The organism is Lysinibacillus sp. FSL W8-0992 (genome assembly GCF_038008685.1).
Taxonomy (GTDB): Bacteria; Bacillota; Bacilli; order Bacillales_A; family Planococcaceae; genus Lysinibacillus.
Window position 1 is genome coordinate 2,899,238 of record NZ_JBBOZQ010000001.1, and the last position, 11,638, is coordinate 2,910,875.

Below are 11,638 nucleotides of genomic sequence, written 5' to 3' on the forward strand. Positions count from 1 at the left end.
TATGAGGCTCCATGCAAGGGCGCTTGTTTCGTTGGAAATCAAAAGCTCTAAGGTTTTGGGGAATTGATTCAAAGGAATTCACTGCAGTTGACATACGATTTACATGGTGAATGGAAAGTTTATTAGAGTATCCACGAGGTAGTCCCGTAACGGTGCTATACATGAACTACGAGGATTAGAGAAAACGATTTAGAGAAAATAAAGTTTAAATTAATAGCGTTAGTTTTCTTAGAGCTAATCATCTTTATTGTGTATATATGTCGGGATTTTTTGTGTAATACTTTAAAATGAGGTAAAATAAACCATATTAACATGTTAAAAGACACGAAAAATTATTTAATAGGAGGTAGAGTATATGAATGATAATAAGAAGAATGGGAAATTACAAATCTTAGCAATAGTTTTAATAATATCTCTATTAGTTGTGGCATTTGTTACTTTTTTCTTAGGTCATTACATGGTCGGTTCAATTTTATTTGTAATCTTTATTATTATTTTGAATGCTATGAGTAGTTGGTCGAGAATGAAAAATACAGAGTACATTCATTTTAAGAATCATAAAAATAATGACAGATGGTAATTAAAACTAGTTTAGCCTATTGTACTTTTTCCTGTTACATATTAATTTACTCATACTTTATTACAAATCTACAGAAGCCATTCATTTTGAATGGCTTCTTATTATGTCTTTTCTCTTCGCTTATATAGTTGATTTAGGTCTAACTTATAAAAAGTCGTTTATCAAACTTTAAAAAGAAGTTAAGCAGTCTAGTATTTCGCTTCCGATGGGAATGTTATGTTTATATGATGGGAAATTTTACTTAAACTAGCACTGTAGGTTAGTTATACAGAGTAGTTAACGTGTGTTTAACAAAACGGGTCAGATTGTTGAATAACAATATACTTCGTATTTTGGTATTGATGTTAAAATATAAAATTAATGAGATAATGAACTAAAACTTAAATCTGTCTTCAATTGAGGGGGGAACTAAGTTGAAAATTATTAAAGTGATGCTTGCTTTAATTATAGTAGTGATTTCAATGTACGGATTAATGACAAAGAATTTTTCTTATGGTCCACTATCATCTTTATTGCTTGGAGTTCTCTTTGCAATTATGGGAATTGAAGAATATAAATTGAAAGGGAAAAATGGTTGGGGACTGCTTCTTATAATAGGATCTTTGTTAATTATTGTTATGGCTCTTTTTAGTTTTTAATTATGTTTGAGTGGCATTAACATTGTAAGTTATTATTCTACAATCGGGCGCGATTCTGAAATAAGGATCAGCGCTCGTTTTCATTAAATGGTCATATTGTTGAAGGCTGAATTGAGATAATGAACTGGAGGGAGGGGTTAGTGAAAAATACATTTAGGAAATATTTTACAAATGTTGTATGTTCAATGTTAAAATAAAAGTGAATAGTCCGTATGGAGGGAGAAAGCCATGTTATGGGTCGCAATCACCATCTATATACTTTTAATAATTAGTTCTTTTATTCTCGAAAAATTAGTGAAACGGAAATTTAATCTTGCAAAGGAACTTAAATATAATAAAAGGTTCTCTAAAAATCAAACTTTAATAGAAAATTTAATGTTGATTATATTTTTTATTGGTTTATTTATGTCTAATATTACTGTTCTTGAAAAAAATATCTATCGTCCATTCAATCCAATCCCTATTTATTTGTGGTTTTCACTATATTTATTTGTATTATTGGGATTTAGAGGATATATGGCAAAAAGAGTAGATAAAGATTCGAGAGAATATTATATCCATTTCGTCTTCGCGGTGTGGTTTCCAATAATATTCATAATAGCCTATCATACTACGAAAATTTTTCTATAATCTATTTATTAATTAAACAGCAGGGACTTTTGTTAAAGTTATTGAAATAAACCAGCTATAGAAACTCCTTTAGTATTCAACGATCGGGCGCGATTCTGTAATAAGAATTAGCGTTCGTTTTCATGAACGGGCCCAGGTTATTAGATATCAATCTTTTGTGAAATTTTACCTAATTTTGATTTGGTAGCCTATATAAAATCTCGTTGATAAGAAAAATAAAAAACAGATAGGACAGTATCAATAAATAATACTAGTTCTACCTGTTTCATTGATCAAACTTTTCTTACCTCTAACTATACTGAATATTAAGCTACTGTTTTTGCCTGTAATAAACTGCGATAATCCATAGTGACATAAAAATAATTAACGAAAATGGCATAAGACTATTTGTTATAAATGAGAGCACACAATTGATTTTGACAATCGTTAGCATTGGTTCAAAATAACCTGTAGCCTCCATCGTATTCATATAGTATTATGCTGTTTCGTTTTCATGTCAGTTGGGAAGTCACCATCGACAAACATAAAAATGCCTGATTCAATCATAATCAAACTAAGTACGAAACATATATAGTCTGGGTCAGTTCGTTATAGAGTTTCCTTTTTTTACAATTATTTTACGCCTGGCACCCAACCAACATTACGTTTCATCATGTTCATTAGCGGCTCTGGAATGTTATTATCACGACTCATATCCATTTCAGTAATAACTGGTTCACCAGCCGCTACTTTTTCTACCCAGTGTGGTTCAATTAATAGCTCGCGACCAAGTGCAAGTAAATCAGCACCTGTTTCCATCGCTTCTTTCGCATCTTCTGGTGAATAAATAGAACCAACGCCTATAAACGGTACACGACCGTCAATCACGCGTTTTAAAATTTTAATACGATTTTCTTTTTCACCGCTATATCGACGCGCTTCTGCACGGAAATCACCTAATGAAATGTGTAAGTAATTGAGCTTTTCATCTGCTAAACGATCTACAAGTTGAACGGTTTCATCTAGAGTGATACCGTCTTCTTCAGGCTCTTCTGGGCTAAAACGATAACCAACGATAAATTGGTCATCAGCATATTGCACTTTTGCACGGTTTATACTATCGATAATATTTAATAAGAATGTCATACGCTTTTCAACAGTTCCACCGTAACGGTCTGAACGTTTATTTGTAAGGCCTGAGAAGAATTGTTGTAATAAATACGTATTGGCACCGTGAATTTCCACACCATCAAATCCTGCTTCAATTGCACGACGTGTCGTTTCACCAAATGCTAAGACTATTTCCTCAATTTCTTCTACCGTTAATGCACGAGCAATACCGCCATCTGCTGCAATGGTTTCACTTGCGCTTACGACATCACCATTTGGCACAAGTTCACGTACTGCTTGGCGTCCACCATGATAAATTTGTAAAATTGCTTTTGCGCCACCATCATGTATCGCATCAGCAATACGTTTTAAGCTCGGAATATAATCATCGCTATGCGCAGAGATTTGACCTGGGAAGCCTTTCCCATTAGGAATTACGTAAGCACATGCTGTAATGACCATACCGACGCCAGAAGAGCGCTCACGGTAATATGTAATTTCCGCATCTGATACGGTATCATCAGCATTAGCTGAGTAAGTTGTCATTGGCGCCATCACGTAACGATTACGAATTGTGACGCCGTTATTAAAAGTAAATGGTGCTAAATAAGTTGTCATGTTATTCACTCCTTCTAAAACAAGAGTAAATTTATCGGATTTAAAAGTCAAAGATTGCGCTTTACTACTATATTTTATTTGAAGGATAATTATAAAAAAAGCAATAGAACATAAGGGGGACGGACCATCCCCATCAACTACGCCATAAGCTTTAGTTCAATAAAGATCATCTTATAGATAAAACTTTTATAAAAGACCCCCTGTACGTATCTCCTTTTGATTTTTTGCCCAGTAATTGCACTTTAATTGGATATTTATGTTAATATTGATATATATATGGTATTGAAATCTATATGAAATAATTCCTGACAAATTGACTGGAGGAATAAAAATGCAAGGCTTTAAACGTTACTGCTCATTTGTAATTCTTATCTTTTTGTTATCAGGGTGTGCGGGTGGAGAAAAAGATATAACGTCCCTAAATTCAAAGATAACTATTGAGTCATATAATATGAGTGAAAAAGAAAGTCTACTAATTAGCAAAACAGGGGTAGAAAATATTGAATTTTTTAAACTAAATGGTACTTTATCCGAAGAAGATGATTTGCAATTTTCAGTAGAAGTATATAAAAAAGGTAAGTTGGAAGAAGAATTGCTAAAGAGCTCGGGTACCATCGAAAAAAACTATCAAGATAGCTTTATTTCATTTGGAGTAAGTGATTCTAATCGTCCCTTAAAATAAAATTATTATCTGGCATACCTTCTGGACTTGCTTCGACAACTTATCCAAGTAGCATGACGTCTTCTTTTTTTAGTAATTTAATAAGCGAAAATGTTACGTTAATGAAAAACAAACCGGTTTATTTGGTGGCATGGCTAGGCACTACAAAAAACGAGCTGCGTACAGTTGGAAGCAAAAATGGTGAATTACCCGCCGGCTTGGAAGAAGCTGAGCTCGCATTTTTATATAAAGTATTATGGACTGATAAGGGAACGAATGAACATTAGTGGTGTAATCGGAATAGGGAATACCGGGCTTAGAACTAGATATTGCGTGTTATGTAATTCGTAAGAGCGTTAATTGAAAATTATTGAGTTGCATATGCGACTCTTGATGAGCGTTTGGTTTAGATGTTTAAAGAGGGGGCTTAAGCACAAATGGATTATTTCTCATTGCTAGCTATTTTACTTATCGCACTTATTGCAGGTGCTATATATGAAATGAAAAAGAAAAATGATATAAAGCTTGAACAAATCAAGTTAGAAAGAGAAAAAGTAGCTTTGGAACAAAAAAGATTGGAAATTGAGAATAAAACGGATTAATGATTCAATTGACGGGAGCTTTATATCAATTACGGTCTTCTTATTAAAAAACCATTTATAATAACTTATTAAATATCTAAACAAGCCAATCATTCTGAGTGGCTTTTTAATTTACCTAAAGAAAGTAGAAGTCGAATGCCATTCCACTGTAAGTAAATGTCGCAGGTATTGATTATAAGGTTTAATAACAAGAAGGGTTGAAAAAAACACATAATCTTATGGGACAGGTTTTATATGTGGAAACAACTATCGATCTCCTTTTTGTGTAGAACTTATTTTACTAAAGAGGCAGGTTAGTGGAAGAAGAGGTTTTTTACGAATGCGTTGAATAAGTTAATATATGTAAAATATTGAACGGGAAGGAGTGCTTTACTTCAAGTCTGGGGTGGCACTTTTTTCTTAAACTAACGCAGGGCAGCTCAATAATATTTATAGGGGGCATTTTGTGATTAAGTCTTTAAAAGGGCAATTTATCTTATCTATATTTGTGGCTATTGGCTTTGTTTATATTAATTTTTCTAGTATTGAGTTTATTGCTGACAAGAGGGATCCAACCATTCGGGTAATATTTTTCTTCATCATGATTTTATCGGTGTTTAATGCGGGATTATTGACGGAAAAATACATTCAAACAAGAAAGAAGAAATAACTTTTACCCAACTAATGGGGGCATGGGGGAGTTGCATCCATGGATATTCAGTGTCGATGTCAATCGATTTACTTGGTAAATGAAAAACTACCGGAATATAAACGTGGCAGAGACTATACATGGATGATGACACGTACCAAAAGAAATTAGCAGCTCATATAGACTCTTACATGGAGGATTTAGGACTAACGTATAAACAAGCATTTAACAAAGCATACAAAGAAGTAGCATCAAGTGTGACAGTACCATTCATGAGCTTCGAGGATTAGAGAAACAGTTTAGTGCTGAAAGGTGAGTGAAATTTAAATAAGCATAATTAATTTAGTTTTCGAAATAAAGCTTGATAAAATTCACCTCATTAGTTTTTCTTAGAGGTGATTTTGTTATTTGGTATTTATGTTGAAAATTAATATATTTTGAAATGTTATTTCAATTTTGTTCAACAATTGGGCCAGATTGTGGAATAACAACTTCTCATGAAAGTTTACCAAAGGACGCTTGGAGACATTTTTTATTTATCTTACAGGATAATTTTTTTCAAAAGAAGGAAGAACTTTGTAGTGAACTGTAGCGTCTGCTAACGGGGCAGATTAGTTCAATAAGAAATTTCAAAGAATAGGTGAACAAATACCAAAGTATGGTAAAATAAATAGTGGTATAGTATGGTTTTTACATAGGAGGGTTTTTTTGAGAAAATATCGAAAAACAGTTGTCATATTTCTTCTAATAATTACGTTGCTAATACTTACATCCTGTACACAATCAGAAAAATCGAAGACAAAACAAAATATTGAAAGTATCGTTACATCATTCGAACACCCTCAAACAGGTCAAAAATTTAAAATAGTCAATGCCTATAAACTTTATCAAAACTATGCAGATAAAGTTGAAAGCAACCCAAAACAATCACAATGGGAAATCTATAATAAAGAGGTAATTAAACCAATACATAGTGCTTGCTTTGAGAATGTTGAATATCCTTATATGGCAGATTCAGTTCTAAATGTAGCTTCCGACCTTTTAACAGAAAATCAAATATTAAGCGAAAAAATTGATAGGAAAAAAAATGAAAATATTATTAAAGAAGCTCTTTTAAAATCTTCTGAACTCCTACCATCTGAAAATGAAATAACTGTATGTGTTTTTCCTGCTACAAATACAAATAAACTAATGACTACTTTGGGGGCAGGGAAAATAATAGTCCATTACAATAAAGATTATACCGAAGATGATATAAGGTATAGCATGCCTCACGAATATCATCATAGTGTTTGGACAGAGAAGTACTTACGTAATGCTCCATCTTTTACTGTTTTGGATAACCTAATATTTGAAGGAAAGGCGGTTATGTTTAATAAGTTAGTTTATCCTGATATTGATAGTGCTCCAATTCATTCAACATTCAACAAATATTATTGGTCAAAAATTGTATTAGATCTCGAAAGGGTTGACTTGAATCGGTCATCAGAAATTCTTGCGGGAGGTAATGGCCTTCCTAGTTTATATGGTTACGGTGAGGGCTATAGAATGGTTAAATCCTATCTTGATTTGCACCCTAATGTAACCCCTGAGGAATGGACTGCCCTAAGTGCAAAAGAAATTTTAGAAGAAGGAAATTATCTTGAAAACTATAAATAACAAATCTATGAATGAATTAACATGTATTATTCGGGTAATTATATGTTAATGATTAGTTAAAAATCATTGAGTTGCGTATGCAGCTCTTTTCTCTTTTTTCTATATTCAAAAAGGGGGCTACATTACAATAACGCTCATCTAATTGAAAAACTTTTATAATTTAAAAAAGCCAATCATTCTGAGTGGCTTTTTAATTTACCTAAAGAAAGTAGGAATAGAAATCGCAAGGAGCGGGTATTTATTATTGCCAGTTTGGATATTGAGCTGGAGAAAGAAGCCGAGGCTGTGAAGAAAAAATAAAAAGCAAATTACTTAGAAAGAGATCTTTTACCTTTCTTATTTTCTTTCCATTCTCTGTGTAATTCCATTAAAGACTTCTTCGTTAAGATAGATAAATCTTGTTTCCCTAGATAAAGCATTGTCAAAGCTGCAGTTTTATTAGAATGGAATGAACTTAGTTTTACATCACTCATTAATTACACCTCCTTCCTACTGTAAATATTAGACTGAGAGGAGGGAAAGCCTTTATTTTAAGATGTGTTACCAAAAGATGTTTGGGAGCTTTAATAATTCAAATAACAAAGCAGAATACTTTATTAAAGCGAAGGTAAATATTTAGAACAAATGAACGAAAATTATATGATAAGATGGTTATTAATTACATTAAATGGTTTTAATTCGTATGGAGGGTATTTATGCATGATTTTTATTTAATAAAAAAGACCGAAACACAAGATGAAGATTTTTTAAAATATTTTTGGAGAGATAAAGAGGATTACAAAGATTTAATTGTTGAATACATTGGACTTGAAGATAACATAGTGGAATATATTTATGATTCACTTACATGGATTCCATGCAGGAACCCAAGCTTACCTGGAATGCCTAAACACATAGGCTTTAATAACATTGGCGTCACCCTATTTGATGAAAATTCAGCCACTTCGCTTATTTCTATTTTTACTGCTTGGAGTGATTTATTAAAAATGGTCCAAAAGAAATCCTAAAAATGATTTATTACCATAATTACTCTGAGGATGAATTAGTGCGTTTCGATAGAGACTATGCGGTAGCAAAATTTGAAAAATTCAGTTCTATGTCCAAACAACTGTCTAAGGACAAATATTATATATATCATTGTGGGATATGAAAATCAAAAATTAATTTTAATTTGAGCAGAAGTCGATAAGAGTTTATCCTGATTAACAGTCATTATGCAATAATCGTTACCAAGCAGTTTAATTCAATAAGCAACTGTTTGACGTGGTGAGATTTGTTTAAATGAAGGTGGGAAGGAGAAACGATGAAAAAATCTTTTAGTAAGTTAGATAAGATACAAATTGTCATTGGTATCATTGCGTTGATACTCGCAATGCTTGGGTTTATTTACGATAATTTAATAGAAATCGCACTCATATTAATGTCTATAAATTTGCTTGTAAATGGGATACGATATTTAAGTAAAGACAAAAAATCCATTTCTACATATTTGTTGATAGTAATTGCGATACTATTACTTTTCCTTTCAATCTATAATTTATTGTAGTAACAGGGACTTTAGTGCAACTAGGATTTATAAAGTATACAAAAAAATAAATTAAATAACGTTTCCAAATCGAAGTTTGGACGTATACCAAAAAGTCACGAATGTTGTTAAATCAGCGTTTGTGACTTTACTTATGTATATTTTTTATTCTGCTTTTTATGCAAAGAGCATCTGGTTCTATGAAAAGAAGCAACTCTATTTTGACTGGCAAGGTATATATTACTTTTCATGTTTTAAAATTTCCCAAATATCACGTAATCTCTTAACTGCCTCTTCTTTCGTATAAGGAAGTTCTTTGTAAAATTTCTATAGTTCTGGATTGTTAGAAGTATAGAGATGAATTAAAGCAACATTTGTATGAATTGGCTCTTAAATCCTTGGCTAAAGTTAAATTTTAAAGAACCAAAAAGTCTATTTATTGACTAGTATGTTAAATATTTTTTTATATTTAAAAATATTTTATAATTAAAATTGACAATTATATTTCCAGTAAAGGAGAGATTTGCGTTGAAAGCTAAAGGTATTTTAAAAGGAATTACTATAGGCATTGTTGGCTCCCTTATTATCCCTTACTTTTTTCATAGAATAGCTTACGGTTTAGCAGGAGGTTATGTAAGCTTAAGCTACTGGGGAGATAGTTGGTTATATATAGCCTTGTCTATTCCTTTGATTTTATCCATGGCCATAATGGGATATTATCTATCTAGTCAAAATAATGTCCAAAATAAAAAAATGTGGTGGATTAGCTTTTTTGTAACTTTTATTGTCAGCTTATTTACCGGCACGTTGGGTATTATAATTAGTGAGATGATATTACGGGGTAATTTAAATAATTTTAATCTTGAGGGATCGATGATATGGGGTGTCATTTACAGTATTGTACTCCTACCGATAACGGTTCCTTTAGGCAAGTTTATTTTAAGTTTATTGTATATATGGATTCAAAAAAATAAAGTAATTATTTAAGAATATATGTGAGTTACTACTTTCCATTTTTCAAATTTCTAGCCCTAGCTTCTTGTTTTCAAATTTCTTCTTGTTGACGAACCACTTAGAAGGAAGTTGTAAACTAAATTGCTAGGGCTCGTCCAAAGCATCGCTATACCTGTTCTCCTTGACCATTAATATTTCTAAGAAATTATTCCTTTGTAAAATATTTAGGGTCAATTTTATCTATAACTGAAACAAAATTATAGAGATCCATTATTAATTTCTCATTTGTTGTTAGATCGGTTTGGTTATTGATAAGAGCTATCCACTCTTTTTCTAACTCATCAATATGTTTACCGTAAACCTCATCTATCTTTTTAGCCAAATCCTTATCATTGTATATCTGTTCAAATTTTTCTATTCCATAAGTATCAATTAAATATGAAATAAAAGAAGAAGAATGAATATAGCTCATTTTCATAAGGGCATTCTTCTCATATTCATTTGTAAATTTAGGACGAAAATAGGAATGGGCATAATTCGTATCTATTAACTTGCTAATAGGTATTAATTTATTTGAATCTATAAAATGCTTCATGATTTGATGAGAATGAATTGTAGTATTTCCGTATTTTTGTTCCATATAATCAGCAAAACCTTCTTGTGTAAAATAACCACTACTTGTATCAAAATTATTTCCATAACCGAGTATAGAATGTGTCATTTCATGGACAAGTGGATATCGATCATCCTTAATGTCATATAGCAGGATTTCCTTTGCAAAGCCCCATGAATTTTGATTTCCTTCATTAAAAAATATCTGAATTCTGTCAGATGGAACATATGTAGTATGGATTGAATTTTTTATTACTTCATATGCAGCAAATATTTCTTCTTTAATTGTTTCTACCTTTTCTTGGGGAATCTGAATATTATTAATAACCTCAAAGGTTATTTTACCATCCGGTGTAGTGACAATATTTTCTTCACTTTTTTCTTGTTCTTTAGGAACAACTGGAGCTTGAGTACAGGCTGTTAATAGGAATACTAATATAAGGATATAGCCTCTAAACTTAATCATATTTACCTCCATAAAAATAGTATTTTCTAGTTTATACGGAAATAAAATGTAAAAGTTTCATTTTTTAGAATATTTAATTAATGTATCAACACACAACCGAAAATCCACAATTATAGAGACGAGTAATTGGGGAGTCTTTAACGGATCACCATATACTACTTACCAAGCAACGGGAGCAATCCATTCAGAGAGAATAAATTGAGGGATGTTTAAATAAAAAAAGAGTATTAATCTTTTGGATTAACACTCTTTTTTGTTCGTGCAATATATTATGGTTTGGATTGAGTATTCCACTCTTTAAAGTAATCTAAAAGGTCAGCATGAAACTCCATATCTGTATTTAAGATTTCACAGCCATTATCATCATAAAGATGGAAAATACATTTCGTATTAGTATTCACTAAAAAAACATCAGGAGCATAAATACTATGTTTTCTTTTTAGTCGAGGATTTTGAGATAAAAAGTCCTCATGAATACATGTTTTTAGCAGTAATTCTAATTTTAAATCCAAGACTTTACAATATAATTCCATTTGTTGAACTGAAATCTTATCTTCATCGAATAGCCAAGTATATTCTTGGAGTAATAATGAATACTTTTTCTTTTGATTCTTTACATATCTTTTAAAAAAGTTTGGATTTACTGTATTTTTTGTTTCATCAGGGTATGAATTTACAACAACAATGACATCATCAGTTTTTTTAAACAACAAACCCACAATTTCAGATACTTGTTTATACTCTATATGAAATCTAGGTAAATTATGTTTATCATAATTTTGATGATTATCATTACCTAACTCAACATGAATACCTGTATCCCAATTATGATAAAAATCTGGCGATAATGCTAATCCATTATAATGTTCTTCCATAAATTTTTTTAATTGCATATTAAGTCACCTTATTTCCACATTATTTTATTATTCATCAATGACGTTACCATTCTTATCTAGTGAAGCTGTTCTTTCACTAG

At 31.4% G+C, this 11,638-nt stretch carries 15 protein-coding genes; 11 read left to right on the top strand and 4 right to left on the bottom strand.

Translation table 11 applies throughout. The features are described 5' to 3' along the window. Nucleotides 1–355: 355 nt before the first annotated feature. The 3 genes from NSQ74_RS14520 (at nt 356) to NSQ74_RS23430 (ending at nt 1,848) form a co-directional block, all read left to right on the top strand. Nucleotides 356–580 (top strand): hypothetical protein, encoded by a 225-nt coding sequence (locus NSQ74_RS14520; RefSeq protein WP_340824222.1) that lies wholly within the window; start codon nt 356–358, stop codon nt 578–580. Between the two features lie 413 nt (nt 581–993). Further along, nucleotides 994–1,218, top strand: a complete 225-nt coding sequence (locus tag NSQ74_RS14525) for a hypothetical protein (protein ID WP_340824223.1) — start codon at nt 994–996, stop codon at nt 1,216–1,218. Between the two features lie 228 nt (nt 1,219–1,446). Next, a complete protein-coding gene (locus NSQ74_RS23430; RefSeq protein ID WP_445669063.1) occupies nt 1,447–1,848 on the top strand; it encodes a DUF4181 domain-containing protein in 402 nt (133 codons plus the stop codon). Nucleotides 1,849–2,460: 612 nt separating this feature from the next. Here NSQ74_RS23430 and NSQ74_RS14530 read toward each other — a convergent pair. Further along, nucleotides 2,461–3,555, bottom strand: coding sequence for an NADH-dependent flavin oxidoreductase (locus NSQ74_RS14530; protein ID WP_340824224.1), 1,095 nt, complete (start codon nt 3,553–3,555; stop codon nt 2,461–2,463). 331 nt (nt 3,556–3,886) lie between these two features. Here NSQ74_RS14530 and NSQ74_RS14535 point away from each other — a divergent pair, with 331 nt between their 5' ends. The 6 genes from NSQ74_RS14535 to NSQ74_RS14560 all read left to right on the top strand — a co-directional run bounded on the left by NSQ74_RS14535 (nt 3,887) and on the right by NSQ74_RS14560 (nt 7,105). Beyond that, the gene (locus NSQ74_RS14535; protein ID WP_340824225.1) at nt 3,887–4,237 is read left to right on the top strand and encodes a hypothetical protein; all 351 of its coding nucleotides are present in this window, start codon (nt 3,887–3,889) and stop codon (nt 4,235–4,237) included. 101 nt (nt 4,238–4,338) lie between these two features. Then, on the top strand, nt 4,339–4,503 hold the full coding sequence (locus NSQ74_RS14540) for a hypothetical protein (protein WP_340824226.1): 165 nt from the start codon (nt 4,339–4,341) through the stop codon (nt 4,501–4,503). A gap of 150 nt (nt 4,504–4,653) precedes the next feature. Continuing rightward, the gene (locus NSQ74_RS14545) at nt 4,654–4,818 is read left to right on the top strand and encodes a hypothetical protein (RefSeq protein ID WP_340824228.1); all 165 of its coding nucleotides are present in this window, start codon (nt 4,654–4,656) and stop codon (nt 4,816–4,818) included. A 445-nt stretch (nt 4,819–5,263) separates the two neighbouring features. Then, complete coding sequence (locus tag NSQ74_RS14550) at nt 5,264–5,467, top strand: hypothetical protein (RefSeq protein WP_340824229.1); 204 nt, start codon at nt 5,264–5,266, stop codon at nt 5,465–5,467. A gap of 119 nt (nt 5,468–5,586) precedes the next feature. Next, a complete protein-coding gene (locus NSQ74_RS14555) occupies nt 5,587–5,736 on the top strand; it encodes a hypothetical protein (RefSeq protein ID WP_340824231.1) in 150 nt (49 codons plus the stop codon). Between the two features lie 418 nt (nt 5,737–6,154). Then, nucleotides 6,155–7,105, top strand: a complete 951-nt coding sequence (locus NSQ74_RS14560) for a DUF2268 domain-containing putative Zn-dependent protease (protein WP_340824232.1) — start codon at nt 6,155–6,157, stop codon at nt 7,103–7,105. Between the two features lie 308 nt (nt 7,106–7,413). Here the strand turns inward: NSQ74_RS14560 and NSQ74_RS14565 are convergent, their stop codons facing one another. Further along, the gene (locus tag NSQ74_RS14565; protein ID WP_340824233.1) at nt 7,414–7,578 is read right to left on the bottom strand and encodes a hypothetical protein; all 165 of its coding nucleotides are present in this window, start codon (nt 7,576–7,578) and stop codon (nt 7,414–7,416) included. 222 nt (nt 7,579–7,800) lie between these two features. Between NSQ74_RS14565 and NSQ74_RS14570 the strand changes: the two genes are divergently transcribed. Together NSQ74_RS14570 and NSQ74_RS14575 are read left to right on the top strand one after the other, a co-directional pair. Further along, the gene (locus tag NSQ74_RS14570) at nt 7,801–8,112 is read left to right on the top strand and encodes a hypothetical protein (RefSeq protein ID WP_340824235.1); all 312 of its coding nucleotides are present in this window, start codon (nt 7,801–7,803) and stop codon (nt 8,110–8,112) included. A 1,046-nt stretch (nt 8,113–9,158) separates the two neighbouring features. Next, a complete protein-coding gene (locus tag NSQ74_RS14575) occupies nt 9,159–9,617 on the top strand; it encodes a hypothetical protein (RefSeq protein ID WP_340824236.1) in 459 nt (152 codons plus the stop codon). A 172-nt stretch (nt 9,618–9,789) separates the two neighbouring features. Here the strand turns inward: NSQ74_RS14575 and NSQ74_RS14580 are convergent, their stop codons facing one another. Continuing rightward, the gene (locus NSQ74_RS14580) at nt 9,790–10,662 is read right to left on the bottom strand and encodes a hypothetical protein (RefSeq protein ID WP_340824237.1); all 873 of its coding nucleotides are present in this window, start codon (nt 10,660–10,662) and stop codon (nt 9,790–9,792) included. Nucleotides 10,663–10,931: 269 nt separating this feature from the next. Next, entirely contained in the window at nt 10,932–11,555 is a 624-nt protein-coding gene (locus tag NSQ74_RS14585; protein WP_340824238.1) for a DUF3885 domain-containing protein, read from the bottom strand. Nucleotides 11,556–11,638 lie beyond the last annotated feature (83 nt).